The following is a 25,634-nucleotide window of genomic DNA, read 5'->3' on the forward strand; positions in this document are numbered from 1 at the left end:
GGGGTCAGGAAAAGGCGGCGGTCAGGGCGATCTCGACCATGTCGCCAAAGCTTTGTTCGCGCTCAGAACTGGGCAGGGCCTTGCCGGTCAGCAGGTGGTCGGACACGGTCAGCACCGCCAGCGCGCGGCGATTATGACGGGCGGCAAGGTTGTACAGCTCGGCGGCCTCCATCTCGACGGCCAGAACACCGTGGCGGGTCAGCTGTTCGTTCAGGTCGGGGCGTTCGTCATAGAACACGTCCGACGAATAGATGCCGCCGACATGGGTGGTGACGCCCTTGTCTTGCGCGGCCTTGTGGGCGGCGGACAGCAGGGCGAAATCGGCGCAGGGGGCAAAGTTCAACTCGCGGAATATGCCGCGCGACGGGGTTGATATGCTGGATGCTGTCTGCGCCAGGATCACGTCGCGCAGCCCCACCTGTGGCTGCATCGCGCCGCATGACCCGATGCGGATCAGCGTCTGTGCGCCAAAGTCGCGGATCAACTCATTGGCATAGATCGACAGGCTGGGCATACCCATGCCCGAGCCGTGGATCGTGACCGAATGGCCGCGCCAGGTGCCGGTATAGCCCAGCATGCCCCGCACCTGGTTGATGCAGCGCGGATTGTCCAGAAAGGTCTCGGCCGCCCATTTGGCGCGATAGGGGTCGCCCGGCAGCAGCACGGTATCGGCAATTTCGCCCGGCTTGGCGCCAATATGGATGGTCATGGCTGGTCTCCGCTGTTTATGCGGAAACTATAGTCGGCTGCGCAGGGATTGGCGATGCAATCCCTGCGAAACCGTTGGGTCAGATTTCCAGATCTTCGATCTTTTTGCCAGCGTCGAGATGGGCAACCACCCACAGAGGCTTGCGGCCGCGACCTGACCAGGTTTGGTCAGGGTTTTCGGGGTTGCGGTATTTCGGGGCGACAGGGGCCGAGGCACCGGTCAGTTCCGCCAGCGAGAAGCCGTGTTCGCGCGCGGCGGCCTCGACTGCGGCCAGGGCGCTGGCGCGCTCGCGCTGGGCCAAGGTCTTTTCGGCCTTGTCGATTTCCTTGCGCAGGGCTTGCAGTTCGGCGCGGCTCATCGCGTTGAGGTCGATTTTCATTATTATCCTCCATTATCCTGACGCTGAGGAATGCGATCTATGAGAAAAATTCAAGATGTTTCGGGAAAACAGATTTAAATACCGGGCGTTACTCAATTCTGAATTGAGTTATTAAGTCTCGGGACGCCTATTAATAAAAAAGGAGCCCAAAACATGGGCTCCTTCATTTCAATTATGTCGGCTTTTCTTATTCAGCCGCGACCGGCGAGGGGTCAACCAGGCCGACGATATCGAACATGATGCGGTTCAGCTCGAAATCCTTGGGGGTGTAGACCTTGGCCACGCCCATCGCCAGCAGGCGCTTGGCGTCTTCGTCGGGGATGATGCCGCCGACCACGACCGGGATATGGCCCAGGCCCTCGGAGGTCATGCGCTTCATCAGATCCTCGAGCAGGGGAATGTGGCTGCCCGACAGGATCGACAGGCCGACCACATGCACGTCTTCCTCGCGCGCGGCGTTGACGATTTCCTCGGGCGTCAGGCGGATGCCTTCATAGCTGATATCCATGCCGCAATCGCGGGCGCGGGCGGCGATTTGCTCGGCGCCGTTGGAATGGCCATCAAGGCCCGGCTTGCCGACCAGGAATTTCAGGCGGCGGCCCAGTTTGGTCGATACGGCGTCGACCTGGCTACGGATGTCTTCCAGACCTTCGGTGCGGTTCGAGGGGTTCTTGGACACGCCGGTCGGGCCGCGATACTGGCCGAAGGCGGCACGCACCATGTCGCCCCATTCGCCGGTGGTGGCGCCGGCCTTGGCGGCCTCGATCGAGGGGATCATGATGTTGGTGCCGGTCTTGGCGGCTTCGCGCACCTTGGCCAGCGCGGCCTGCACGGCGGCTTCGTCGCGGCTTTCGCGCCAGGCGTTCAGGCGGCCGACCTGATCGGCCTCGGCCTGCGGATCGGCGACCATGATCGCCTCGTCGCCGGCGGTCAGCGGGCTTTCCTCGGCTTCGGTCCATTTGTTCACGCCAACCACGATGGTATCGCCGCCTTCGATGCGCGAGATACGCTCGGCGTTGGTCTCGACCAGGCGCGATTTCATGTATTCGATGTTCTCGATGGCGCCGCCCATGCTGTCGATCTGGGCCAGCTCGGCACGGGCGCCGTCCTTCAGGGCCTCGACCTTGCGGGTGATCGCGGGGTTGCCGTCGAACAGGTCGTCATATTCCAGCAGGTCGGTCTCATAGGCCAGGATCTGCTGCATGCGCAGCGACCACTGCTGATCCCACGGGCGGGGCAGGCCAAGCGCCTCGTTCCAGGCGGGCAGCTGCACGGCGCGGGCGCGGGCGTTTTTCGACAGGGTCACGGCCAGCATCTCGATCAGGATGCGGTAGACGTTGTTTTCGGGCTGCTGCTCGGTCAGGCCCAGGCTGTTGACCTGCACGCCGTAACGGAAGCGCCGCATTTTCGGATCGGTGATGCCATAGCGCTCGGTTGTGATTTCATCCCACAGCTCGACAAAGGCGCGCATCTTGCACATCTCGGTCACGAAGCGGATGCCGGCGTTCACGAAGAACGAGATCCGGCCGACCATTTCCGGGAAGGCCTCTGCCGGCACCTTGGTTTTCAGGTCGTCCAGCACGGCGATGGCGGTGGCCAGCGCAAAGGCCAGTTCCTGCTCGGGCGTCGCGCCGGCCTCTTGCAGGTGATAGGAACACACGTTCATCGGGTTCCATTTCGGCAGATGCTCGCGGGTATAGGCGGCCACGTCGGTAATCATCCGCAGGCTGGGCTTGGGCGGGCAGATATAGGTGCCGCGCGACAGGTATTCCTTGATGATGTCGTTCTGCACGGTGCCTTGCAGTTGCGAGACATCGGCGCCCTGTTCCTCGGCCACGGCGATATACAGCGACAGCAGCCAGGGCGCGGTCGCGTTGATCGTCATCGAGGTGTTCATCTGCTCCAGCGGGATCTGGTCGAACAGCGCGCGCATGTCGCCCAGATGGCAGACCGGCACCCCCACTTTGCCGACCTCGCCCCGCGACAGTTCGTGATCGCTGTCATAGCCCGTCTGGGTCGGCAGGTCGAAGGCCACCGACAGGCCCGTCTGCCCCTTGGACAGGTTGGTGCGATACAGCGCGTTCGAGGCCTTGGCCGTCGAATGGCCAGCATATGTGCGGAACAGCCAGGGGCGGTCTTTTTTCATATCGGTCATGGAGGGGTCTCGTGAATCAGGGTCGGTAATTTTGTTTCGTTCGGGTCGTGATACTTAAAATATTATGCCAATGTCAATTCGCTGCGACGCGGCGGCGCAGTGCAAGTGCAGAGAGGTGGGTATACTGGGCTTATATGGGTGTAAATGCGGGCATTGCAGATTCGGCGGGACATAAAATTACAAAATAGGTGATCAGGCGGTTGCAATGTTGCGCAAACGTATTTACTTCCCCTTGCCAATGGCGCATTGATTCTGCGATGCGGCGCGAACTGTTAACACATTGGAGGCTTTGATGGCGCTCGATACCAAAAACGACGTTCTGACCTACGATGCTCCTGAAAAGGAACTGTATGAAATCGGCGAGATGCCCCCGATGGGCTATGTTCCGCCGAAGATGTATGCTTGGGCCATTCGCCGTGAACGTCACGGTGAACCCGAAAAATCCTTTGAAGTCGAAGTCGTGGACACCTGGCAGGTCGACAGCCACGAAGTGCTGGTTCTGGTGATGGCCGCTGGCGTCAACTACAACGGTGTGTGGGCCGGCCTTGGTGTGCCGATCTCGCCGTTCGATGGCCACAAACAGCCCTATCACATCGCCGGTTCGGATGCCTCGGGCATCGTCTGGGCCGTTGGTGACAAGGTGAAGACTTGGAAAGTGGGCGACGAGGTCGTGATCCACTGTAACCAGGATGACGGTGACGACGAGGAATGCAACGGCGGCGACCCGATGTTCTCGCCCACCCAGCGGATCTGGGGCTACGAGACCCACGACGGTTCGTTCGCTCAGTTCACCCGCGTTCAGGCGCAGCAGCTGCTGCCGCGTCCCAAGCACCTGACCTGGGAAGAGGCCGCCTGCTATACGCTGACGCTGGCCACCGCCTACCGGATGCTGTTCGGCCACCACCCCCACGAGCTGAAGCCGGGCCAGAACGTTCTGGTCTGGGGCGCCTCGGGCGGTCTGGGCTCGTTCGCGATCCAGCTGATCAACGCGGCCGGCGGCAACGCCATCGGTGTGATCTCGGACGAAGACAAGCGCGATTTCGTCATGGGCCTGGGCGCCAAGGGCGTGATCAACCGCAAGGACTTCAAATGCTGGGGCCAGCTGCCCACGGTCAACACCCCGGAATACAAAGAGTGGTTCGCCGAAGCACGTAAGTTCGGCAAGGCCATCTGGGACATCACCGGCAAGGGTATCAACGTCGACATGGTGTTCGAACACCCCGGCGAGGCGACCTTCCCGGTGTCGACCCTGGTTGTAAAAAAAGGCGGCATGGTCGTGATCTGCGCCGGCACCTCGGGCTTCAACTGCACCTTCGACGTGCGTTACATGTGGATGCACCAGAAGCGCCTGCAGGGTTCGCACTTTGCCCACCTGAAGCAGGCGGCTGCCGCGAACAAGCTGATGGTCGAGCGTCGTATCGACCCCTGCATGTCCGAGGTCTTCCCCTGGGCCGAGATCCCGAACGCCCACACCAAGATGATGCGCAACGAGCACAAGCCCGGCAACATGGCCGTGCTGGTTCAGGCGCCGCGCACCGGTCTGCGTACCCTTGAGGACGTGCTCGAGGCCGGCCCCTCGGCCTAAGCCTCGCGCCTTGCAAAGATCAGCCCCGCCCGGCCATGCCGCGGCGGGGCTTTTCTTTTCTGGGCCAAAGGGGCTAGGCATCCCGAGATTTCGCGCTATGGTTGTTTTCGGGTCGGTCAAAGAAAGGGCATACCGTGGCGGATGACTGGATTCTTGAGGTGTTGGAGGATCTGAGCAGCTTTGCGCGCCTGAACGGGTTGAACGCCCTTGCGCGCGAGTTGGACAATGCGGCGGTGGTGGCGATGGCGGAATTGTCGGGCCGCGATGTGGGTCTTGCCGCAGGGTTTTCCAAGCCGAAACTCGCCAAGCGGCACTGAGGGTCTGGCACCTTTTCGGGCGGGCGGATAGGGTCGCGCCCATGTCACTGGCTGCGCTGCAATTTTCCGACGATCAGGCCGAGGCCTATGACCGCGTGACCGAGGCGTTGCGTGGTATCGGTGTCGATCTGGATGACGAGACCCTGACCCCGCGCGCCGAGGGGCATGGGGGCACGGTTCTGTCGGTGGTCGGGAAGGCCGGGTCGGGCAAGACGATGCTGCTGGCGCGGCTTTATCAGGCTCTGGAACAGGCGGGTGTCGACGTGGTGTCGGGCGATTACGAGGGCCGCCGCCGCAAGGATCGCCGCACCCTGGCCATTCTGGCCCCCACCAACAAGGCCGCCAGCGTGCTGCGCGGCCGGGGCGTGCCGGCGACCACGATTCACCGCATTCTCTACACGCCGGTCTATGACCCCGAATATGAAAAGATCGCCGAATGGCTGGCCGGAAACGGTGACCGCCCGACGATCGAGGGGCTGACCGACACCGCGCTTGACCGGGCGCATGCGTTCTACCAGGTCAACAAATCCATCCCCGGCGCGCTGGCTGCCGCTGGTCTGCGGGGCAGCGATTTCATCACCGGGTGGAAGCGCCGCGACGAGCCGCTGGATATCGGCTTTGTCGACGAGGCCTCGATGCTGGATCAGCGCCAGTTCGATGATCTGAAAGAGATTTTCCCGACGCTGGTCATCTTTGGCGACCCGGCGCAGCTGGCACCGGTGAACCAGTCGGGCGAACTGGTGTTCGAGAGCCTGCCCGAGCGTGACAAGCTGACCCTGCATCGCATTCACCGCCAGGCCGACGACAACCCCATTCTCGATCTGGCCCACGCGCTGGCCGATCCCGATCTGGGGTTCGAAGATTTCGAGCGCATGGTTGGCGAAAAGGCCGCGCGCGATGATCGCGTGGTGCTGGCGGGGCGGGTCGAATCCGACCTGATGGCGCGCTCGCCGGTGCTGGTCTGGCGCAATGCCACGCGCATCCGGCTGATCCATGCGTTTCGCGCCGCCTATGGCGCGCCCGAAGATGCGTTGCTGCCAGGCGAGCCGCTGATCTGCGACGGGATCGAGCTGCCGCTGAAACACCGCAAGAAACGCCTCGACCTAGAGGCGCGCGGCCTGATCAAGGGCGCGCAGGTGATCTATCTGGGGCCGGGCAACCGGGCGGGGTTCTCGCGTCTGCATGTCATGGGCGCCGAAGATCCGCGGGTTTCGGCCGCGTCGATCATCAAGATCGAAATGCCCGACGAGGAAGAGCCGTTCATCCCCTTTGCCGCCCATATGGGCGCGGCGTTCCTGCACGGGGCGGCGGTGACCATTCACAAGGCCCAGGGCAGCCAGTGGGAAAACGTGCAGGTCTTTGCCCCCGATCTGTGGGCTGCCGCGCGCATGGGCCGGGTCGAGGCCGGGCAGCCTTTGTGGAAACGTCTGGCCTATGTGGCGATCACCCGCGCCGAGCATCGGCTGTATTGGGTCACGCGCAACCGGTTGGCGCGGCCGTCCGGGGCGCTGAACGTGGACGATCTGCGCGCCGCGCCCACACCCTTGGAATTGCAGATGGAGGTTCAGGATGAAGGCTAGAACAATCCTCATCACCGGGGCCAGCAGTGGCATCGGCGCCGCCGTGGCTCAGCGGTTTCTGGACAAGGGCTGGCATGTGGGGCTGATGGCGCGCCGGGCCCGCCAGCTGAACGCGTTGGCCGAGGGCCGCAAGAACGCCTATGTGTTGCCCGCCGATGTGACCGACCCGGCGGCGGTCGACGCCGCCTTTGATGCCTTTACCGATCGGGTGGGGCATCTGGATGTGCTGTTCAACAATGCCGGTATGTTTGGCCCGTCGGGGTCGATTGACGAGGTGCCGCTAGAGGACTGGTGGCAGGTGATGCAGGTGAACCTGAACGGCATGTTCATCTGCGCGCGCGCGGCCTTTGGCCGGATGCGGGCGCAGCACCCGCAGGGCGGGCGGATCATCAATAACGGGTCGATCTCGGCCCATAGCCCGCGCGCCGGATCGGTCTGCTATACCACCACCAAACACGCGATCACCGGGCTGACGAAAGCCCTGTCGCTGGATGGGCGGGCCTATGGGATTGTGTGCAGTCAGATCGACATCGGCAATGCCCGAACAGAGATGGTCGATGATCTGAACGACAGGCTGCGCAAGGCGAACAAGCCGGTGCAGCCCACGATGAACGTGGCGCAGGTGGCGGATTCGGTACAGCTGATGGCGGAAATGCCGCCCGAGGCCAATGTGCAGTTCATGACGGTGATGGCGTCGACAATGCCCTATATCGGGCGCGGCTAGCCCCGGATCATGCGGAACACGGCCGAGGCGCCCCATCCGGCGACCACGGCCAGAACCACGCAGAGAATGCCGTAGATCACCGGGCGCTGCATGGCCAGGTTGAAGGTCAGGCGCTCGATCCCCACCATCGACACGTTGATCATGGTTTCGTGGCTGTCGATCACCTCGCCGCCGCGGGTCAGGAAGATGCGGGTGGAATACAGGCCCTCGGTCAGGTTTGCGGGCAGGGCGACGGCGGCGCGGAACAGCGTGTCTTCGTCCAGGCGCACGCCGCGCGGCTCGACCCGGTAGTCGCCGCTGTCGCGCCGGATGCGCAGCAGCGCGTCGCCAAAGGTGGTGTCGGTGCCCGCCGGGATGAACTGCGGCACCGAGATGCGATAGCGCGCGTCGGCGCCGGGGCTAAGCAGCGTATCCAGCGGCCCGTTCGAGGTGATCGCGTAAAAGCTGGGTACCTCGGCGATGCTGCGGGATTCGGCATTGACCCAGATGCCCGCGACCTGATCCTTGCGGCGCACGGTCACCGTTTGCGGCGGGCCGGCGACGGTGATGATCACGCCCAGCCGCTCGTCCGTCGGGGCAGGGGCAAAGCGTTTGACCGCGCCAAAGATCAGGATCTCGGCGCCCGAGAAATCGGCGGTGATATCGACCCGCGCCTGGCTGAGGCCGGCCACCACTTCTTCGCCCGCCGCGCGCAGGGGCAGCAGCATCAGCATGGTGATCAGCAAGGCGCGCAGCAGGGTCATCAGTGGCCCCCCTGCGCGATGGAATACAGCTCAGAGGGTTGCAGCAGCAGGTCCAGCGCCAGCTTGCCACAGACCGACAGCACCAACAGCGCCAGCAAGACGCGCAGTTGCTCGGCCTTGAGTTTCACCCCGATGCGCGAGCCCAGCTGCGCGCCGACCACGCCGCCCAGCAGCAGCACCAGCGCCAGGAACAGGTCGACCGTGTGGTTGGTGATGGCATGCATCAGGGTGGTAAAGGCGGTGACGAATATGATCTGGAACAGCGATGTGCCGATCACCACCTTGGTGGGCATGTTCAGCAGGTAGATCATCGCCGGCACCATGATGAACCCACCGCCCACGCCCATGATCGCGGCCAGAACGCCCACGGATGCGCCCACCACCAGCGGCGGGATGACCGACAGATACAGGCCCGAGGCGCGGAATTTCATCTTGAAGGGCAGGGCATGGATCCAGCCGCGCTGGCGCCGTTTGGGCGGGGCGCCCTTGCGCTGGCGGCTCAGCGCGCGGATGCCCTCGACCAGCATCAACAGGCCGATGATGCCCAGGAACACCACATAGCACAGCGTTACCAACAGCTCGACCTGGCCCAGCCGGGTCAGCAGGTTGAACAGCCAGATGCCAAAGCCCGATCCGATCAGCCCCCCGATCAACAGCACCGTGCCCATCCTCAGATCGACCGAGCGCCGCCGCAGATGCGCCAGCACGCCCGACACCGACGAGGCCACGATCTGGTTCGCGCCGGTCGCCACCGCCACGGCGGGCGGGATGCCGATAAAGAACAGGAAGGGCGTAATCAGAAACCCGCCGCCCACGCCGAAGAGGCCCGACAGCATGCCGACGACCCCGCCCAACCCCAGCAGGAGGAAAAGGTTCACCGAAACTTCTGCTACGGGTAGGTAGATCTGCATGTCCTATCCCTAGTGCCGAAAACCGGGGTGCCGCAAGGGGGCGCGTCAGCGTTCCTTGACATAAGGCGCGCCGCCGGCCCGCGGCGGGATCGCCTTGCCGACAAAACCGGCAAGGATCAGCACCGTCAAGATATAGGGCAGCGCGTCCATCACCTGCACCGGCACGGTAAATCCGCCCAGGTCGATATTCTGATAGCGCAGCGCGACCGCTTGTAAGAAACCGAACAGCAGCGTGGCCCAAAGCGCGTGCCAGGGCCGCCATTTCGCAAAGATCAGCGCCGCCAGCGCGACATAGCCGCGCCCTGCGGTCATCTCTTGCACGAATCCTGCCTGCAGCGCCGTCGCCATATAGGCCCCCGCCACGCCGCACAGCACGCCGCAGATGCCCACCGCCATATAGCGGATGCCGATCACCGAGATACCGGCAGTGTCGACGGCCTCGGGCGCCTCTCCGACGGCGCGCAGGCGCAGCCCGAACCGTGTCCGATACAGCAGCCACCACGTGGCCGGCACCATCAGGAAGGCGATATAGACCAGGATCGTGTGGCCCGAGATCAGTTCCTTGTAGATCGGGCCCAGCACAGGCACACCCGCCAGCGCATCGGCAAAGGGCAGGGTGATCGGCGTGAACCGTGCGCCTCCGATCAGCGATGGCGTGCGCCCGCCTTGTTCGAACCAGTCTTGCGCGATGACCACCGTCAGCCCCGAGGCCAGGAAATTGATCGCCACGCCGGAAATCAGCTGGTTGCCGCGAAAGGTGATCGAGGCCAGCCCGTGCACCACGCTTAGCGCCATCGAGGCCGCGATGCCACCCAAGAGGCCGATCCAGACATTGCCCGTAACCGCCGCAACCGCGCCCGACAGAAAGGCCGCGGCCAGCATCTTGCCTTCCAGCCCGATGTCGAAAATGCCCGCCCGCTCAGAGTAAAGCCCCGCCAGGCAGGCCAGCAACAGCGGCGTGGCCAGCCGCACGGTGGAATCGGCGATTTGCAGGGCGGTGACAAAGTCCATCAGCTCTTTCCCTTTCGCAGCGACAGGAACAGCCGTTCCAGCGGCATCCGCACCATGTTGTCCAGCGCGCCGGTGAACAGGATGACCAGCGCCTGGATCACCACGATCAGCTCGCGCGGGATGCTGGTCCACAGCGCCACCTGGCTGCCGCCCTGATAGAGAAACCCGAAAAGCAGCGCCGCCAGCAGCACGCCGAACGGGTGGTTGCGGCCCATCAGCGCCACGGCGATGCCGATAAAGCCCGCGCCCTCGGGTGCGTTCATGACCAGCCGCTCGGCCTCGCCCATGACGTTGTTGATCGCCATCAGCCCGGCCAGCGCGCCCGAGATCAGCATGGCCAGCATGGTGATCCGCACCGGTGAAATGCCGGCGTAAACCGCTGCGCGTTCTGACTGGCCATAGGCGCGGATCTCATAGCCCAGCCGCGTGCGCCAGATCAGCGCCCAGACCAGCACACAGGCCAAGAGCGCGAACAGCAGGCTGATATTGGCGGGGGCGGCTTTCGAGAAGTTGATGCCGATCGGCGCCAGCATGTCATGCAGCGTTGGCAGGTGGGTGGCCTCGGGGAACTTGGCCGTGGCCGGGTCCATCGATCGGGGGGGGCGCATCAGGTTGACCAGCAGATAGTTCAGCAGCGCGGCGCTGATGAAATTGAACATGATCGTGGTGATGACGATGTGACTGCCGCGTTTGGCCTGTAGCCAGGCCGGGATCGCCGCCCAGGCCGCGCCGAACAGTGCCGCCGCCACCATCGCGGCGGGCAAGGCCATCGACCAATGCGGCCATGGCACGTAAAGGCATACCATTGCCACGCCCAGCCCGCCCAGCGTGGCCTGGCCCTCGCCGCCGATATTGAACAGCCGGGCGTGAAACGCGACCGACACCGCCAGCCCGGTAAAGATGAAGTTGGTGGCGTAATAGAGCGTATAGCCCCAGCCATAGGTCGACCCCAGCGCGCCCTTGATCATCAGGCTGACAGCGGCCACCGGGTCTTCGCCGATGGCCACGATCACCAGCCCCGACAGCGCAAAGGCGATGACCAGGCTGATCAGCGGGATCAGCAGAACGTCGGCCCATTTCGGCATCTTTTCCATGCGTTTATGCCTCTTGCTCTGGTCTGGCGGCGTTTGAAATCGTCCAGCCTTGCATGGCGCGGGTGTCTGCGCCGCCCAGCCCGGCCATCAGGCATCCCAGCGCCACTTGCGAGGCACTGGCGGCGGGGCCTTCGCCCATCAGGTGGCCGTCGAACATCACCGCGATGCGATCGGACAGCGACAGGATCTCGTCCAGCTCGACCGAGACCAGCAGGATCGCCTTCCCGGCGTCGCGCAACTCGATCAGACGCTTGTGGATGAACTCGATCGCGCCGATATCGACGCCGCGCGTGGGCTGGCCGACCAGCAACAGGTCGGGGTTGCGCTCGATCTCGCGGGCCAGAACGATCTTTTGCTGGTTGCCGCCGGAAAAGTTGCGCGCGGCCAGCGCCGGGTCGGGCGGGCGCACGTCAAAGCGTTCCATCTTGCCGGCGGTGTCGGCGCGGATGGCGGCATGATCCATCAACAGGGCGTTTTTCTGATAGGCGTGGTCGTGGTGATAGCCAAAGGCGGTGTTTTCCCAGGCGGCGAATTCCATGATCAGGCCTTCGTGCTGGCGGTCTTCGGGCACATGGGCGATGCCGCGCGCGCGGCGCGACTGGCCGTCGGAATGGCGCCCGGTCAGGTCAAGTGGGGTGCCGTTCAGGCGCACGCTGCCGGTGCCCGTGGTGATGCCGCCCAGCACCTCCAGCAGCTGCGCCTGACCGTTGCCCGCCACCCCGGCGATGCCCAGGATTTCGCCCGCGCGCACATTCAGCGACACGCCTTTCAGCCGCTCGACCCCGTCCTCGTCGATGACGCGCAGGTTCTCGACCTCAAGCACCGGCGCGCCGGGTTTGGCGGGGGTCTTGTCGACCCGCAACAGCACCTTGCGCCCGACCATCAGCTCGGCCAGCTGCTCGGGGTTGGTCTCGGCGGTCTTGACCGTGGCGGTCATCTGGCCACGCCGCATCACGCTGACCGTGTCGGTGATATGCATGATCTCGCGCAGTTTATGCGTGATCAGGATGATGGTTTTGCCCTCGGCCCGCAGGCGTTCGAGGATGCGGAACAGCTGATCGGCCTCGGCCGGGGTCAGCACGCCGGTTGGCTCGTCCAGGATCAGGATATCGGCATGGCGATAAAGCGCCTTTAGGATCTCGACCCGCTGTTGATGGCCGACGGACAGATCCTCGATCAGCGCGTCTGGGTCGATGTGCAACTCGTAGTCAGCGGCCAGCTCCTTTAGCGATTTCCGCGCCTTGGCCAGCGATGGTCGCAGCAACCGGCCCTCTTCAGCGCCTAGGATGATGTTTTCGAGGACGGTGAAATTCTGCACCAGCTTGAAGTGCTGGAACACCATGCCGATGCCGGCGCGAATGGCGGCCTGGCTGTCGGGGATCTGGGTCGGCGTGCCGTTGATGAAAATCTGGCCCGCGTCGGCCTTGTAGAACCCGTAGAGAATGGACATCAGCGTCGATTTTCCGGCGCCGTTTTCGCCGATGATGCCGTGGATCGTGCCGGGCATGACCCGGATCGAGATGTCCTTGTTGGCCTGAACCGGGCCGAACGCCTTGGAGATGCCTTTCAGCTCGATCGCGGGGGCGTTGGTCATGCGGGGGCTCGCGGTTCGGGGAAGGACGGGCGCGAGAGAGGCCCCGCGCCCGGCGTCATGTTCAGAACTTTAGGACCGCACAGGTGCTGGTCGCGCCGTAATCCTCGACCGTGATCTCGCCGGCGATGATCTGGGCCTTGGCGGCCTCGACGGCGGCGATCATGTCGTCGTTCACCAGGTTCTGGTTGTGCTCGTCCATGGCATAGCCGACGCCCTCGGCCGCCAGATCAAGCGTCAGAAAGCCGCCCTTGGCCTCGTCGCCGGCCATCATCACGTCATACACGGCCACATCGACGCGTTTCAGCATCGAGGTCAGCACCTGGCCCGGATGCAGGTGGTTCTGGTTGCTGTCGACGCCGATCGACAGGATGCCCGCATCAGCGGCGGTTTGCAGAACGCCCACGCCGGTGCCGCCGGCCGCGGCATAGATCACGTCGGCGCCCTGGCTGATCTGGGCATTGGCCAGTTCGCCGCCCTTGACCGGGTCATTCCAGGCGGTGGGGGTGGTGCCGGTCATGTTCGAGATGACCTTGGCATCGGGGTTGGCGGCCAGCACGCCCTGGGCATAGCCACAGGCGAATTTGCGGATCAACGGCACATCCATCCCGCCGATAAAGCCGACGGTGCCGGTTTTCGACGCCTTCGCGGCCATCATGCCGACCAGGTAGCTGCCTTCGTGTTCGGTAAAGCCGATGGTCAGCACGTTGGGCATGTCGACCCAGCCGTCGATGGTGACGAACAGCGTGTCGGGATAGTCGGGCGCCACCTCTTCGATGGGCGAGGCCATGGCGAAACCGGTGGTGATGATCGGGTTTGCGCCCGCCTCGGCAAAGCTGCGCAGGGCCTGTTCGCGCTGGGCTTCGGATTGCAGCACGATCTCGAGATACTTGCCGCCGGTTTCCTGGGCCCATTTCTCGGCGCCGTGAAAGGCGGCCTCGTTGAAGGATTTGTCGTATTTGCCGCCCAGGTCATAGATCAGGGCCGGTTCCGCCAGCGCCACGCCGGCCCCCAGCGCAAGGGTTGCCGCAGCGCCAAGGAAGGTGCGCATCAGGGTCATTGGAAATCTCCCGTTGAGGCCCGTTGGATGGTTGGGCCTGATATCATTATGCCAAGATTAAGGCCGCCGGGGCCTTGGCCGGTCAACGGTTTTTTGACTGTCTGGTCAGCACGCGTGGAAAACGTCGCGTCAGGGGTGGATCAGTGCTTTTCGCAGGATCAGCGCGTCGATCGCGGGGCCTTGGGGCGGGTGGTAGTACCCCTTGCGGCAGCCCACCTGCGCATAGCCCCGGCTTTGGTACAGCGCGATTGCGGGCAGGTTGTCGGCGGCGACTTCGAGAAAGGCATCAATGGCGCCGGCGGCATGGGCCTCGGTTTCAAAGGCGCGCAGGATTTCCCGGCCCAGCCCGGCGCGGCGGGCATCGGGGTGAACGGCGATAGTCAGCAGCTCGGCCTCGCCGGCCAGTTCGCGACCCAGAGCAAAGCCTTGCCCCTGGCTCACCAGGAAACAGCCCTGTCCGGCCAGCAGATCGCGAAACTCGTCCGCGCTCCAGGGGCGCGGGGTGGTGAAACAGGCGGCGTGCAGCGCGGCCAGCGCCTCGGGCGTCATGGCAGGATCACCGGCGGCGGGTCGGATGCCGGGGCGGCATCGGCGGCGCGCAGATACAGCGGCGCGGGGCGCGGGATGTCGCGGCCCTGATCCAGACGTTGGGCGCCGATGCGGGCCATCATCACGGTGTGATCGGCGGGGGTGTGATCGGTCGACAGGGCGACGGCGCCGTCCGGTGTGGCCTCGCACAGCACAGGGTCGCTCATCTTGTCGGGGTCGAAGAAATAGACCTGGCCGCGCGGCGCGGGCACGGCGGTTTGCGCCCAGTTCGACAAGCGCATGGTCGTATCAAAGAGCGACACGCCGACGGCGGGGATGTTCAATGCCAGCGCCAGCCCGCGTGCCGCGCTGACCGAAATGCGGATGCCGGTAAAGTTGCCGGGCCCGATGCCAACGCCGATCGCGTCGAGATCGGCCCAGGATTTACCAGCTTCGGCCAGCAGATCCTCAAGTAGCGGCATCAGCCGTTCGGCTTGTCCGCGCGCCATTTCTTCGTATCGGGTGGCGATGACCGTGTCGCCGCATAGCAAAGCGGCCGCGCAATGCGCGGCCGATGTGTCGAAGGCCAGGATCAGGCGATCAGACGGCAACCGGGCGCACCTCGGTCACCTCGGGGATATAGTGGCGCAGCAGGTTCTCGATGCCCATCTTCAGCGTCAGGGTCGAGGACGGGCAGCCCGCGCAGGCGCCCTGCATGTGCAGATAGACGACGCCGCGCTCAAAACCGTGGAAGGTAATGTCGCCGCCATCTTGCGCCACGGCGGGGCGGACGCGGGTATCAAGCAGCTGCTTGATCTGGTTGACGATCTCGGAATCGGGGCCGTCATGTTCGGCATGGGCGGCCTGAGCGGCGCCCTGCATGACCGGCTGGCCCGACTGGTAATGCTCCATGATCGCGCCCAGGATCGAGGGCTTGATGTGATCCCAGATGACGTCCTCGTCCTTGGTGACGGTCACGAAATCGGTGCCGAAGAACACGCCCTTGACGCCCTCGACCGCAAAGATGCGGGCGGCCAGCGGCGATTGCTGCGCGGCCTCGGCGCTAAGGAAATCGGCGGTGCCGGTTTCAAGCACTTCCTGACCAGGCAGGAATTTCAGCGTGGCCGGGTTCGGGGTGGATTCGGTCTGAATGAACATTTTGGGCATACCCTCTGTCTGTCACCCCTTGATATGCGCCTCGGGCCGCGGGGCGTCAAGAATGAGGGGTGAATAATCTAGAATTATTCTAAGGTATTTTGCCGCAGAGCCCAAGCCATGGCCTGTTCCAGCCGGTCGTCACCCCAAAAGACCTCAGCCCCGCTGACAAAGCTGGGCGCGCCGAACAGGCCGATGCGCATCGCCTCTTCGGTCTGGGCGCGCAGGGCTGTTTTGACCTCGGGCGTACCGGCGCGCTGGATCAGGTCGTGCGGCAAGCCGGCGGTGGTCAGGCAGTCGGCCAGAACCGCCGTGTCGCTGATGTCGGCGCCCTGCGCGAATTGCGCCTGGTAGACCGCGTGGCAAAAGGCGGGCATGGCCGTGCCCGCCGCCAGCGCGATGCGGGCGGCCATCAGCCCGTTTTGCGGAAACGGGTCGGGGCGTGCGAAGGCTAGCCCGCGTTCGGCGCAGATCCGTTCCATGTCGCGCCACATATAGCGCCCCTTGGCCGGGTAGATGTTGAAGGGCGACGTGTCCCAGCCCTGCGCGGCAAAGATTGGCCCCAGAAGAAAGGGCCGCCAGCGCACCGCCACCCCATGCTGGGCGGCAATGTCGTCGATGCGCATCGCGGACAGGTAGGAATAGGTCGAGGCGAACTCGAACCAGAAATCGAGGGTGGGCGGGGCCACGGTCAGGTGATCGCCTCGAGCTGTTCCTTGGACAGCCCGCCAGGCACCACGGTCATCGGCACCGGCAGGTTGCCCGAGCTTTTGCTCATCTGGGTGACCAGCGGGCCGGGGCCTTTCTTGCCGGTGCCCGCGCCCAGAACCAGCACGCCGATTTCGCGGTCTTCCTGGATCTGGGCCAGGATCTCGGCCACGGGTTCGCCTTCGCGGATCACCAGTTCTGGGTCGACGCCGTGCTTGTCGCGCATCCAGCGGGCGAAGACCTCGTAATGGGCGACGATGCGTTCGCGGGCCTCTTCGCGCATGATGTCGCTGACCCCGATCCAGTGGTTGAATTCCTCGGGCGGGATCACCGACAGCACCTGCACCCCGCCGCCGGTATGCTCGGCCCGCATGGTGGCAAAGCGCATGGCGTTCAGGCATTCGCGGCTGTCGTCGAGCACGACCAGAAACTTACGCATCCACAGGTCCCCCTTGTTGCCGGGTGATCTTGGCGGCTTGGCCGGGCGGTTGCAAGCGTGCTGCGAAAAAGGCCCCCGACCGCGCGGGCCGGGGGCAGGCCGTAACCGATACGGCTCAGGAGACCGAAGGCGCAATGTTGGGGACAGCCCTTCGGAGGTGCGCGTGCGTATAGTAACGCCAGACGCGACTATCTGTGCGCAGGTTTGAAACGCGGGAATGACGGTTTTGCAAAGCTTCGGTGTCGGCGCAAAAGAAAACGCCGCCCGAAGGGGGCGGCGTCGGGTTTGCCTGTTTGGGCGCGCGCCTAGCGCGAGCTGACCATCCCCACGATGTCGTAGGTGCGGGCCAGGATCGGCGCGGCGATCTCGTTCGCGCGGTTGGCGCCGCGGCCCAGGATGCGGTCGATCTCGGCGGGGTCTTGCATCAGCCGCGCCATCTCGGTCGAGATCGGTGCCAGCCGGTCGACCGCCAGATCGGCGAGCATCGGCTTGAACTGGCCGAATTGCATGCCGGCCAGCTCGGGCATGGCCTGATCGGGGGTCTTGTCGATGAGGGCCGCGTAGATGTTGACCAAGTTGCGCGCCTCGGGGCGATCGGCCAGGCCCTCGGCGGTGTCGGGCAGGGGCTCGGGGTCGGTCTTGGCCTTGCGGATCTTTTTCGAGATCGTATCGGCGTCGTCGGTCAGGTTGATCCGGCTCATGTCCGAGGGGTCGGATTTCGACATCTTCTTGGTGCCGTCGCGCAGGCTCATGACACGGGTGCCGGCGCCCTCGATCACGGGCTCGGGCACCGGGAAGAAATCAACGCCATAGTCATGGTTGAACTTGATCGCGATGTCGCGGGTCAGTTCGACATGCTGTTTCTGGTCCTCGCCCACGGGCACGTGGGTGGCGTGATACAGCAGGATGTCGGCCGCCATCAGCGCCGGATAGGCAAACAGGCCCAGCGAGGCGTTCTGCTGGTTCTTGCCGGCCTTGTCCTTCCACTGGGTCATGCGCTGCATCCAGCCCATGCGGGCGACGCAGTTGAAGATCCAGCCCAGCTGGGCGTGGCCCGGCACCTGGCTTTGGTTGAAGAGGATCGACTTTTCCGGGTCGACGCCCGAGGCGATGAACCCCGCGGCCAGTTCGCGCGTGGCGTGGCGCAGCTTGTCGGGGTCTTGCCAGACGGTGATCGCGTGCTGGTCGACCATGCAATAGATGGTCTCCATTCCGCCCTGGTTCTGGGCTTCGGCAAAGCGTTTCAGCGCGCCGAGATAGTTGCCAAGGGTCAGGCCGCCCGAGGGCTGGATGCCCGAAAAGACGCGCGGTGTGTGGACCACCTCCGTCATGGTGCTACTCTCCGTCTGGAATTTCCTGTCCGCCTCGCTTACCCATGCGGGAACAGCCCGTCAACCAAAGGCCGCCCGATGACCCAGCCGTCGCATAATTCGCCCCTCAATCCGCTGCCGCCGGTGGTGTGGTTGCTGACCCTGCCGATCGTGGCGGTCGAGATCGTGCTCAGCGCCGGCGACCGTGGGTTTGCCGGGGGCGCGGCGGGCATCGGCTGGCGCAGTGCCGCGATCGAGGATTACGCCTTTTACGATGTGCTGTTCGACCGGATGATTGCCACCGGCGAGGTGCTGCCGGGCGACCTGATGCGCCTGGTCAGCTATCTGTTCGTCAATTACAGCTTTACCCAGGCGCTGTTTGCCGTGGTGCTGTTGCTGGCGCTGGGCAAAATGGTGGGCGAGGTGTTCAAGCCCGTCGCCGTGGTCGCGGTGTTCTTTGTCTCGGGTATTGTCGGTGCGATGGCCTATGGCCTGTTGCTGGACGAGGCCCGCCCGCTGACCAGCGCCTATCCGGCCGTTTACGGGCTGATCGGGGCGTTTACCTATCTGCTGTCGGTCAACCTGGCGGCGCGGGGCGACAGCCGCTTTGGCGCGTTCTCGCTGATCGGGTTCCTGATGGGAATTCAGCTGCTGTTCAGCCTGCTGTTTAACAGCACCAATGACTGGGTGGCCGATCTGGCGGGGTTCTTTACCGGGTTCGGCCTGTCGTTCGTGATCAGCCCCGGCGGCTGGCGCCGGGTGCTGTCGCGGATGCGTCAGCGCTAGGCCTTGCGGCGGCGCAGGCCGCTGCGCAGTTCCGACAGGCTGATCGCGCCCACGGCCTGGCCGATGCCGAAATAGGCCACCATGCCCAGCCCCACCAGCAGCGCCAGCGCGCCGTAACGGATGGTGCCCGCCGTCAGCCAGGGTGCCAGCAGATGCGCGGCCCCGGCCAGGATAACCCCCATCAGAACGGCGCTAAGCACGATGCGGCCGAGGCGGCGTTTCAGGCGGTCGTCCAGCATGGCGGCGTCGCCCATGCTGCGCGAGCCGCGCCACAGCACCGCGACCATGGCCCAACCCGCAAGCGTGGTGCCAAGGGCGGCGGCCAGATAGCCCATCACCGGGATCAGCCCCACCGCCACGACGATATTCACCGCCAGCGACAGCAGCGCGTAATAGAACGGGCGCTTGGTGTCTTCGCGGGCAAAGAACAGCGGTTGCAGCACCTTTTGCATCACGAAGGCCGGCAGGCCCGCGCCATAGATCGCCACGGCGGCGGCTGTGGCGGCGGTGTCGGCGGCGTCAAAGGCGCCGCGCTGGAACAGCACGCCGATCAGCGGGCCGGGAATTGCGATCAGCGCCACGGCGGCGGGCACTGTCAGGGCCATCGACATCTCGGCCGCGCGGTTGAACGCGTCGCGCCCCGCCACCATGTCGCCCGCGCGCAGGCGGCGCGACAGCTCGGGCAGCAGCACCACGCCGATGGCGATGCCCACCACACCCAGCGGCAGCTGATACAGCCGGTCGGCATAGTTGAGCCAGGCAATCGCTCCGTCGAAAAAGCTGGCCACCTGGCGCCCCACCAGCAGGTTCACCTGCACCACGCCCCCCGCCAGCGCCGCCGGCGCGGCGATCAGGGCCAGGCGCTTCAGCTCGGGCGTCATGCGGGGGCGGGCGGGTGTCAGGCGGAACCCGGCGCGGGCGGCGGCCTGCCAGACCAGTACCAGCTGCGCGATGCCTGCCAAAGGCACGGCCCAGGCCAGCGTGTCACCCACCGGCCAGCCGGCCAGCCCGGCCAGCATCATGGCGGTGATGAACACCACGTTCAACAGCACCGGCGCGGCGGCGGCGGCCACGAAATGGCCCAGCGAATTCAGCACCCCCGACAGCAGCGCCGCAAGCGAGATGAACAGGATGTAGGGAAAGGCGATGCGCCCGTAATGCGTGGCCAGCGCCAGCCTGTCATCGGCGGCAAAGCCCGAGGCCATGGCCAGCACCAGCCAGGGCATGAAAATCTGCGCGATCAGCGTGAACACCACCAGCACCGCCGCCAGCCCCGACAGGGCATCGCGGGCAAATCCCAGCGGGTCTTCGCCGGATTCGAGCTTTTTCGAGAACATCGGCACAAAGGCCATGTTAAAGGCGCCCTCGGCAAAGAACCGGCGGAACATGTTGGGCAGGGAAAAGGCGATCAGAAAGGCCTCGGCCACGGGGCCAGAGCCCAGGTAGGCGGCGATCAGGATGTCGCGCACGAACCCCAGAACGCGGCTGGCCAGGGTCCAGACGCCAACCGTCACAAAGCCGGTGACCAGCCGGATCGGCGCCATCAGGCGCGCGCCCTTTCCGCGCCTTTTTCGATGGATTCCCGCAGCTTTCTTTCAAGGCTGTCCTGTTTCTGCTGGGAATGCAGTTTCAGCCCGAACATGTCCTTGACGTAAAAGCTGTCGACCACCTGAGCGCCGAATGTCGCGATCACCGCCGAGGCGATGTAGATGTTGTTGCGCGCCAGCACGCGGGTCAGGTCGAACAACAGGCCGGGGCGGTCGCGGGTGTCGACCTCGATGATCGTATAGATATCGGACCCGGTGTTGTCGAAGGTGATATGCGTGGGGAAGCGGAAGCCGCGCTCGCGCTTGGACAGCTTGTCGCGATCCTTGAGCTTGTCGCGCGCGATGACCTCGCCCAGAAGGGTCTTTTCGATCATCTGGCGCAGGCGCGGCAGGCGGGCGGCCTCGTAGGGGGCGCCGTCTGAATCCTGAATCCAGAACACCGCCGTGGCATAGCCATCCGACGAGGTATAGGTGCGCGCATCCACGACGTTGGCGCCGACGATGGCCAGAGCCCCGGCAAGCCGCGAAAAGATGCCCGGGTGATCGGCCAGCGCGAAACAGGCGCGGGTGGCGTCGCGGTCGGCATCAAGGTGCAGGTCGATGCGGATCTCGTCATCGGCGATATCGCGCAGCAGCTTGGCAAAGATGACCTGGGTTTCGGTTTGCAGGCCCTGCCAGTAGGGGCCGTAATGGCGCGTGGTCTCGCGGCGCAGGTCTTTCTTATCCCAGTCGGACAGGGCTTCGCGCAGGGCGCGCTTGGCCTCGTTCTCCAGCTTGTCGCGGTTCAGTTCCTCGATGCCGTTTTCCAGCGCGTCCGCGGTCATGTTGTAGAGGTTGCGCAGCAGCTGCGCCTTCCAGTTGTTCCACACGCCGGGGCCTACGCCGCGGATGTCACAGACCGTCAGCACGGTCAGCAGATCCAGCCGTTTCTTGTTCTTCACCAGCTTGGCAAAGTCGCGCACGGTGCGCGGGTCGGAAATGTCGCGTTTCTGCGCCACGTCGGACATCAGCAGGTGATAGCGCACCAGCCATTCCACGGTTTCGCATTCCTCGGGCTTGAGCCCAAGGCGCGGGGCCACCTTGCGGGCGATCTGGGCGCCCAGCACCGAATGATCCTCGGGGCGGCCCTTGCCGATGTCATGCAGCAATAGCGCGGTGTAGATCACCTTGCGGTTCATGCCATCTTGCAGGATGCGGCTGGCGATGGGCAGGCTTTCGCGCAGCTCGCCGCGCTCGATCTGAGCCAGGACCGAGATCGTCTGGATGGTGTGCTCGTCGACCGTGTAGTGGTGATACACGTTGAACTGCATCATCGCGATGATGGGCTCGAATTCGGGGATAAAGGCCTGTAGCACGCCCAGTTCCGACATGCGCCGCAGCGCGCGTTCGGGGTTGCCGTGTTTCAGCAGCAGGTCGAAAAAGATCCGCCGGGCCTCTTTGTCTTCGCGCAGGTCGTTGTCGATCAGTTCGAGATTGGCCGAGATCGCCCGCATCGCGTTGGGGTGGATCAGCGTGCCGGTGCGCAGGGCCTCTTCGAAGATGCGCAGGATGTTCAGCTTGTCCTCGAAAAAGCTGGCCTCGTCCGCGATGCTGAGACGGTTGTGCACGATCTGATAGCCGGCCTTGGCCTTGCGGCGGCGGCGGAACAGCCCCATCAACGTGGGTGCGGTCTTGACGTGGCTGGCCTCAAGCGCGGTCAGGAAGATCCGCGTCAGGTCGCCCACATGGGTGGCGTGGCGGAAATAGTCCTGCATGAAATGCTCGACCGCGCGACGGCCGCCCCGGTCGGTATAGCCCATGCGCGCGGCGACCTCGACCTGCATGTCGAATGTCAACTGATCCATCGCCCGCTTGGCCAGCAGATGCAGGTGGCAGCGAACGGCCCAGAGGAAATCTTCGGCCTTTTCAAAGTTGCGGTATTCGTCGGCGGTGAACACGCCCAGATCGACCAGTGCGGCGGTGCTTTGCACATGGTGGACGTATTTCGCGATCCAGAACAGCGATTGCAGGTCGCGCAGGCCGCCCTTGCCCTCTTTGACATTGGGTTCCAGCATATAGCGCTGGCCGCCCTGTTTCTCGTGGCGCGCGTCGCGTTCGGCCAGCTTGGCCTCGACGAAATCGGATTCGGTGCCCTTGAACAGGTCCTCTTGCAGGCGGGTGTTCAGTTCGTCGCCCAGCGGGGCGTGGCCGGCCAGAAAGCGGTGTTCCAGCAGGGCGGTGCGGATGGTGTAGTCTTCCTCGCCCAGGCGGATGCAGTCTTTGACCGTGCGGCTGGAATGGCCGACCTTCAGGTGCAGATCCCACAGCATGTAGAGCATGGATTCGATCGCGCTCTCGGCCCAGGGGGTGATCTTGTAGGGCGTCAGGAACAGCAGATCGACATCGGAATGCGGCGCCATTTCGGCCCGGCCATAGCCGCCCACGGCCAGCACGGCCAGGCGTTCGGCCTCGGTCGGGGTGGCAAGCGGATGCAGCACGGTGACCGCGATGTCGAACACAGTGCCCACGATGCAATCGGTCAGATAGGCATAAGACCGCACCACCCTGCGCGCAGCGAAAGGCGCGGTTTCGAATGCGGCGGCAATGGCGGCGTTGCCGTCCTTGCGGGCCTTGTTCAGCATCGAAACGGTGGCGTTGCGCACCGATTTGGGGTCGGTGTCGCCCTGCAAGATCTCGGCGACCCCGGCGGCGATGGCCTCGGGGTCGAAGATATCATGCGCGGGACAGATCAGCAGATCCGCCGGGGGCGGGGTGACGGGACCGGCCTCAGAAGCCGATGCCGCCGAAGTTTCTAGGGGCGGGGTCAATCACAAACACCTGATTATCGCGAATTTCAGCCACGGCCAGGCCGCGCTCGTTGGTGCCATCCGGCATCAGACGGAATATGCCGTTTACGCCGACAAAACCAGCCCCTTGCGTCAGCGCGGCTTTGGTCAGCGCGTCCGACTTGCCCTGGGTGACCAGCGCGCCGATGGCGGCGATCCCGTCATAGGCCAGACCGGCGATCGGATGCGGGGCCGAGCCATAGGCGGCCTGGTAGCGGTTGGAGAACTGGGCGTTCAACCCGGGATCGGGCAGAGCGAACCAGCCGCCCTGAACGCCAGGCAGCGCCAGGTTCGAGGCGGGGATGTCCCAGCGCGTCAGGCCGATGAACTGGATCGTTTCGGGCGAAATCCGGTTGTCGACCAGCAGCTGCGTCACCAGCGGCAGCGCCCCGGCGGAATCGGCGGTCATCAGCAGGGCGGTGGCTTTGGTCGCGCGCACGGTGTCGGCAATGCGCGGAATCGCCTGCACCACACCGTTCTGCGAGAACTCATACGAGTCGACTGCGACGATCTGGGCGCCGTTGCGCAGCGCTGCGGCCTGCACGGCGGCGGCGCCGACCTGGCCGGCGACGTTCTGATCATGCAGCACCATCATCTGGCTGCGCCCGCTGCGAGCGGCATAGCCAACCAGGCGGTTCGCGGTGTTCTCGAAGGTCGGGCCCATAACAAAGACGTTGCCGCCGGCGATGTCGGTGTTGTTCGAAAAGCTCAGCACATTGACGCCACGGCTGGCCACGGCCAGACCCGCGGCATTGGCCGACTGGGCATAGACCGGCCCAAGGATGATCTTGGCGCCATCTCCGACCGCCTGTTTCGCGGCCTGAGCGGCCATCTCGGGGTTGCCGGCGGTCGAGTAGACCCGCAGGTCGATCTCGATTCCATCCAGATCGGCAATCGCCAGGCGCGCGGCGGCCTCAAGACCCTGGGCCAGAACCTCGTCGCCCGACTGGCCAGACCCCGACGGCACCAACAGCGCCACCGGCACCGCGGCGCGGGTGTTGATCGAGGGGCCATTGCCGACCGGCTGACAGGCCGCCAGGGCCAGCGTGGCGGTTAGAAACACCAAGATCCCGCGCAACGGCTTGCGGGCGAACCTGAAAACGGCAAACATGTCTACTCTCCTGAACTCGCGGGCGCGGCCCCGTTACTGCCCGCACCCTAAGCGGTCGGGCCCCGCAAGTAAACGTCTCAGCATCCCGGAGGATCGCCGTGCAGATCGAACGAACCAGCCTGCAGCCGGGCCTGTATTTTGTTGCCACGCCTATCGGGTCGGCACGGGATATCACATTGAGAGCACTGGATATTCTGGCTTCGGCCGATGTCTTGGTGGCCGAAGATACCCGCACGCTGAAACATCTGATGCGGCTGCATGGCGTGACGCTGGGGGATCGGCAGGTTCTGGCCTATCACGATCATTCCGGCGAAGCGATGCGCCAGCGCATCACCGCGTTGATCGCCGAGGGCAGATCGGTCGCCTATGCCAGTGAGGCCGGCACACCCCTGGTGGCCGATCCGGGGTTTCAGCTGGGTCGCTCGGCGATTGCGGCGGGGCAAATGGTCACCACCGCCCCCGGTGCCTCGGCAGTGCTGGCGGCGCTGACCATCGCCGGCCTGCCAAGCGATCGATTCCTCTTTGCGGGCTTCCCGCCGCATTCAGCCGGGGCGCGACGCAAATGGCTGGCTGAGCTGGCCGATTGCCAGGCGACGCTGGTGCTCTACGAAAGTCCGAAACGCGTTAAACAATTATTAGATGACCTTGTGCCAAGCTTCGGAGAGGAAAGGAAAGCGGCGGTGTGCCGTGAGCTGACGAAGAAATTCGAAGAGGTGTGCCGTGGCACTTTGGCCGAATTGCAGGCTGAATTCGCGGATCGTTCGGTCAAGGGCGAGGTTGTCGTGCTGGTCGATCGGGGTGATGTGGCTGCGGCTTCTGACGAGGATATCGAAGAGATGCTGATAAGGGCATTGGCCAATCTGTCGGTCAAGGATGCTTCGGCCGAGGTTGCCGGGGTGCTGAACTTGCCAAAGCGGCAGGTGTATCAACTGGCCCTTGAAATCGCGAAGAGGGAAGAATGAGCGCTACGGGATATCTGGCCGGGTTGGCTGCCGAGGAAACGGTCGCGCGCGATTACCTGCGCCGCGGCCTGAAACTTGCGGGGCGCCGGTGGCGCGGACGCAGCGGTGAGATCGATCTGATCGCACGCGACGGGGACGGGCTGGTCTTTGTCGAGGTCAAGAAAAGCCGCTCTTTCGCCCGGGCGGCCGAGCGGCTGACGCGCAGGCAGATTGATCGGATCTTGATGGCCGCGCAGGAATTTTGTGCAGGCGAACCGCTGGGCCAACTGACCGAGATGCGGTTCGATGTGGCGTTGGTCGATGGGGCCGGGCGGCTGGAGATTCTCGAGAACGTGTTGGCCGCCTGACGGATTGGGGCATTGCATCGCTGCTCGGCTCGGGTCATGTAACCTTGTAAGCACGGA

General features: G+C 64.5%; 25 protein-coding genes. 7 read left to right on the forward strand and 18 right to left on the reverse strand.

Annotation, left to right across the window (positions count from 1 at the left end; translation table 11 throughout):
* Positions 1-4: 4 nt before the first annotated feature.
* The 3 genes from deoD to OE856_RS11510 all read right to left on the reverse strand — a co-directional run bounded on the left by deoD (position 5) and on the right by OE856_RS11510 (position 3,243).
* Entirely contained in the window at positions 5-709 is a 705-nt protein-coding gene (gene deoD / locus OE856_RS11500) for a purine-nucleoside phosphorylase (RefSeq protein WP_263716270.1), read from the reverse strand.
* Positions 710-788: 79 nt separating this feature from the next.
* Positions 789-1,088 (reverse strand): H-NS histone family protein, encoded by a 300-nt coding sequence (locus OE856_RS11505; protein WP_263716271.1) that lies wholly within the window; start codon positions 1,086-1,088, stop codon positions 789-791.
* Between the two features lie 187 nt (positions 1,089-1,275).
* Complete coding sequence (locus OE856_RS11510; RefSeq protein WP_263716272.1) at positions 1,276-3,243, reverse strand: protein meaA; 1,968 nt, start codon at positions 3,241-3,243, stop codon at positions 1,276-1,278.
* Between the two features lie 292 nt (positions 3,244-3,535).
* On the opposite strand from OE856_RS11510, the gene ccrA reads away from it, so the two are divergent.
* From ccrA to OE856_RS11530, 4 genes are all read left to right on the forward strand, one after another.
* Positions 3,536-4,828, forward strand: a complete 1,293-nt coding sequence (gene ccrA / locus OE856_RS11515) for a crotonyl-CoA carboxylase/reductase (RefSeq protein ID WP_263716273.1) — start codon at positions 3,536-3,538, stop codon at positions 4,826-4,828.
* Positions 4,829-4,962: 134 nt separating this feature from the next.
* Positions 4,963-5,145 (forward strand): hypothetical protein, encoded by a 183-nt coding sequence (locus OE856_RS11520; protein WP_263716274.1) that lies wholly within the window; start codon positions 4,963-4,965, stop codon positions 5,143-5,145.
* A 41-nt stretch (positions 5,146-5,186) separates the two neighbouring features.
* Positions 5,187-6,725 carry an ATP-dependent DNA helicase gene (locus tag OE856_RS11525; protein ID WP_263716275.1) on the forward strand — a complete coding sequence of 513 codons (1,539 nt, stop codon included), beginning with the start codon at positions 5,187-5,189 and terminating at the stop codon, positions 6,723-6,725.
* The gene (locus tag OE856_RS11530) at positions 6,715-7,449 is read left to right on the forward strand and encodes an SDR family oxidoreductase (protein WP_263716276.1); all 735 of its coding nucleotides are present in this window, start codon (positions 6,715-6,717) and stop codon (positions 7,447-7,449) included. The genes OE856_RS11525 and OE856_RS11530 overlap by 11 nt, the downstream gene beginning before the upstream one ends.
* On the opposite strand, the gene OE856_RS11535 is transcribed toward OE856_RS11530, so the two are convergent.
* From OE856_RS11535 to trpS, 12 genes are all read right to left on the reverse strand, one after another.
* Complete coding sequence (locus tag OE856_RS11535) at positions 7,446-8,192, reverse strand: TIGR02186 family protein (RefSeq protein ID WP_263716277.1); 747 nt, start codon at positions 8,190-8,192, stop codon at positions 7,446-7,448. The two genes, OE856_RS11530 and OE856_RS11535, sit on opposite strands and share 4 nt — an antisense overlap.
* Complete coding sequence (locus tag OE856_RS11540) at positions 8,192-9,103, reverse strand: sulfite exporter TauE/SafE family protein (protein ID WP_263716278.1); 912 nt, start codon at positions 9,101-9,103, stop codon at positions 8,192-8,194. The genes OE856_RS11535 and OE856_RS11540 overlap by 1 nt, the downstream gene beginning before the upstream one ends.
* Before the next feature lie 45 nt (positions 9,104-9,148).
* Positions 9,149-10,114 (reverse strand): ABC transporter permease, encoded by a 966-nt coding sequence (locus OE856_RS11545; RefSeq protein ID WP_263716279.1) that lies wholly within the window; start codon positions 10,112-10,114, stop codon positions 9,149-9,151.
* Positions 10,114-11,208, reverse strand: coding sequence for an ABC transporter permease (locus OE856_RS11550; RefSeq protein WP_263716280.1), 1,095 nt, complete (start codon positions 11,206-11,208; stop codon positions 10,114-10,116). The genes OE856_RS11545 and OE856_RS11550 overlap by 1 nt, the downstream gene beginning before the upstream one ends.
* A gap of 4 nt (positions 11,209-11,212) precedes the next feature.
* A complete protein-coding gene (locus tag OE856_RS11555) occupies positions 11,213-12,802 on the reverse strand; it encodes an ABC transporter ATP-binding protein (RefSeq protein WP_263716281.1) in 1,590 nt (529 codons plus the stop codon).
* A gap of 61 nt (positions 12,803-12,863) precedes the next feature.
* A complete protein-coding gene (locus OE856_RS11560) occupies positions 12,864-13,859 on the reverse strand; it encodes a BMP family lipoprotein (protein ID WP_263716282.1) in 996 nt (331 codons plus the stop codon).
* 129 nt (positions 13,860-13,988) lie between these two features.
* The gene (locus OE856_RS11565) at positions 13,989-14,408 is read right to left on the reverse strand and encodes a GNAT family N-acetyltransferase (RefSeq protein ID WP_263716283.1); all 420 of its coding nucleotides are present in this window, start codon (positions 14,406-14,408) and stop codon (positions 13,989-13,991) included.
* Complete coding sequence (tsaB, locus tag OE856_RS11570; protein WP_263716284.1) at positions 14,405-14,998, reverse strand: tRNA (adenosine(37)-N6)-threonylcarbamoyltransferase complex dimerization subunit type 1 TsaB; 594 nt, start codon at positions 14,996-14,998, stop codon at positions 14,405-14,407. Before tsaB ends, OE856_RS11565 begins: the two co-directional genes overlap by 4 nt.
* The gene (locus OE856_RS11575) at positions 14,988-15,545 is read right to left on the reverse strand and encodes a NifU family protein (protein ID WP_263716285.1); all 558 of its coding nucleotides are present in this window, start codon (positions 15,543-15,545) and stop codon (positions 14,988-14,990) included. Before OE856_RS11575 ends, tsaB begins: the two co-directional genes overlap by 11 nt.
* A gap of 83 nt (positions 15,546-15,628) precedes the next feature.
* Entirely contained in the window at positions 15,629-16,231 is a 603-nt protein-coding gene (locus tag OE856_RS11580) for a 2-hydroxychromene-2-carboxylate isomerase (protein WP_263716286.1), read from the reverse strand.
* 2 nt (positions 16,232-16,233) lie between these two features.
* Positions 16,234-16,689 (reverse strand): universal stress protein, encoded by a 456-nt coding sequence (locus OE856_RS11585; protein WP_263716287.1) that lies wholly within the window; start codon positions 16,687-16,689, stop codon positions 16,234-16,236.
* A 305-nt stretch (positions 16,690-16,994) separates the two neighbouring features.
* Positions 16,995-18,020 (reverse strand): tryptophan--tRNA ligase, encoded by a 1,026-nt coding sequence (trpS, locus tag OE856_RS11590; RefSeq protein ID WP_263716288.1) that lies wholly within the window; start codon positions 18,018-18,020, stop codon positions 16,995-16,997.
* Between the two features lie 78 nt (positions 18,021-18,098).
* On the opposite strand from trpS, the gene OE856_RS11595 reads away from it, so the two are divergent.
* Positions 18,099-18,785 carry a rhomboid family intramembrane serine protease gene (locus tag OE856_RS11595; RefSeq protein WP_263716289.1) on the forward strand — a complete coding sequence of 229 codons (687 nt, stop codon included), beginning with the start codon at positions 18,099-18,101 and terminating at the stop codon, positions 18,783-18,785.
* On the opposite strand, the gene murJ is transcribed toward OE856_RS11595, so the two are convergent.
* Genes murJ through OE856_RS11610 form a run of 3 tightly spaced genes read right to left on the reverse strand, consistent with a single transcriptional unit; the run spans position 18,782 to position 24,268 of the window.
* On the reverse strand, positions 18,782-20,329 hold the full coding sequence (gene murJ / locus OE856_RS11600) for a murein biosynthesis integral membrane protein MurJ (RefSeq protein WP_263716290.1): 1,548 nt from the start codon (positions 20,327-20,329) through the stop codon (positions 18,782-18,784). The genes OE856_RS11595 and murJ overlap by 4 nt on opposite strands.
* Positions 20,329-23,139 (reverse strand): [protein-PII] uridylyltransferase, encoded by a 2,811-nt coding sequence (locus OE856_RS11605; protein WP_318527642.1) that lies wholly within the window; start codon positions 23,137-23,139, stop codon positions 20,329-20,331. The genes murJ and OE856_RS11605 overlap by 1 nt, the downstream gene beginning before the upstream one ends.
* The gene (locus OE856_RS11610; protein WP_263716291.1) at positions 23,099-24,268 is read right to left on the reverse strand and encodes a penicillin-binding protein activator; all 1,170 of its coding nucleotides are present in this window, start codon (positions 24,266-24,268) and stop codon (positions 23,099-23,101) included. The genes OE856_RS11605 and OE856_RS11610 overlap by 41 nt, the downstream gene beginning before the upstream one ends.
* Positions 24,269-24,366: 98 nt before the next feature.
* On the opposite strand from OE856_RS11610, the gene rsmI reads away from it, so the two are divergent.
* Together rsmI and OE856_RS11620 are read left to right on the forward strand one after the other, a co-directional pair.
* Positions 24,367-25,230 carry a 16S rRNA (cytidine(1402)-2'-O)-methyltransferase gene (rsmI, locus tag OE856_RS11615; RefSeq protein ID WP_263716292.1) on the forward strand — a complete coding sequence of 288 codons (864 nt, stop codon included), beginning with the start codon at positions 24,367-24,369 and terminating at the stop codon, positions 25,228-25,230.
* Positions 25,227-25,577 carry a YraN family protein gene (locus tag OE856_RS11620; protein WP_263716293.1) on the forward strand — a complete coding sequence of 117 codons (351 nt, stop codon included), beginning with the start codon at positions 25,227-25,229 and terminating at the stop codon, positions 25,575-25,577. Before rsmI ends, OE856_RS11620 begins: the two co-directional genes overlap by 4 nt.
* Positions 25,578-25,634 lie beyond the last annotated feature (57 nt).

Origin of the sequence: Actibacterium sp. XHP0104, from assembly GCF_025751515.1 — a bacterium.
Classification (GTDB): domain Bacteria; phylum Pseudomonadota; class Alphaproteobacteria; order Rhodobacterales; family Rhodobacteraceae; genus Actibacterium_D.

Coding starts and splice junctions, on each gene's coding strand:
- deoD (WP_263716270.1), bottom strand. CDS start 709: ATGACCATCCATATTGGCGCCAAGCCGGGCGAAATTGCCGATACCGTG.
- OE856_RS11505 (WP_263716271.1), bottom strand. CDS start 1,088: ATGAAAATCGACCTCAACGCGATGAGCCGCGCCGAACTGCAAGCCCTG.
- OE856_RS11510 (WP_263716272.1), bottom strand. CDS start 3,243: ATGACCGATATGAAAAAAGACCGCCCCTGGCTGTTCCGCACATATGCT.
- ccrA (WP_263716273.1), top strand. CDS start 3,536: ATGGCGCTCGATACCAAAAACGACGTTCTGACCTACGATGCTCCTGAA.
- OE856_RS11525 (WP_263716275.1), top strand. CDS start 5,187: ATGTCACTGGCTGCGCTGCAATTTTCCGACGATCAGGCCGAGGCCTAT.
- OE856_RS11530 (WP_263716276.1), top strand. CDS start 6,715: ATGAAGGCTAGAACAATCCTCATCACCGGGGCCAGCAGTGGCATCGGC.
- OE856_RS11535 (WP_263716277.1), bottom strand. CDS start 8,192: ATGACCCTGCTGCGCGCCTTGCTGATCACCATGCTGATGCTGCTGCCC.
- OE856_RS11540 (WP_263716278.1), bottom strand. CDS start 9,103: ATGCAGATCTACCTACCCGTAGCAGAAGTTTCGGTGAACCTTTTCCTC.
- OE856_RS11545 (WP_263716279.1), bottom strand. CDS start 10,114: ATGGACTTTGTCACCGCCCTGCAAATCGCCGATTCCACCGTGCGGCTG.
- OE856_RS11550 (WP_263716280.1), bottom strand. CDS start 11,208: ATGGAAAAGATGCCGAAATGGGCCGACGTTCTGCTGATCCCGCTGATC.
- OE856_RS11555 (WP_263716281.1), bottom strand. CDS start 12,802: ATGACCAACGCCCCCGCGATCGAGCTGAAAGGCATCTCCAAGGCGTTC.
- OE856_RS11560 (WP_263716282.1), bottom strand. CDS start 13,859: ATGACCCTGATGCGCACCTTCCTTGGCGCTGCGGCAACCCTTGCGCTG.
- OE856_RS11565 (WP_263716283.1), bottom strand. CDS start 14,408: ATGACGCCCGAGGCGCTGGCCGCGCTGCACGCCGCCTGTTTCACCACC.
- OE856_RS11575 (WP_263716285.1), bottom strand. CDS start 15,545: ATGTTCATTCAGACCGAATCCACCCCGAACCCGGCCACGCTGAAATTC.
- OE856_RS11585 (WP_263716287.1), bottom strand. CDS start 16,689: ATGCGTAAGTTTCTGGTCGTGCTCGACGACAGCCGCGAATGCCTGAAC.
- trpS (WP_263716288.1), bottom strand. CDS start 18,020: ATGACGGAGGTGGTCCACACACCGCGCGTCTTTTCGGGCATCCAGCCC.
- OE856_RS11595 (WP_263716289.1), top strand. CDS start 18,099: ATGACCCAGCCGTCGCATAATTCGCCCCTCAATCCGCTGCCGCCGGTG.
- murJ (WP_263716290.1), bottom strand. CDS start 20,329: ATGGCGCCGATCCGGCTGGTCACCGGCTTTGTGACGGTTGGCGTCTGG.
- OE856_RS11610 (WP_263716291.1), bottom strand. CDS start 24,268: ATGTTTGCCGTTTTCAGGTTCGCCCGCAAGCCGTTGCGCGGGATCTTG.
- OE856_RS11620 (WP_263716293.1), top strand. CDS start 25,227: ATGAGCGCTACGGGATATCTGGCCGGGTTGGCTGCCGAGGAAACGGTC.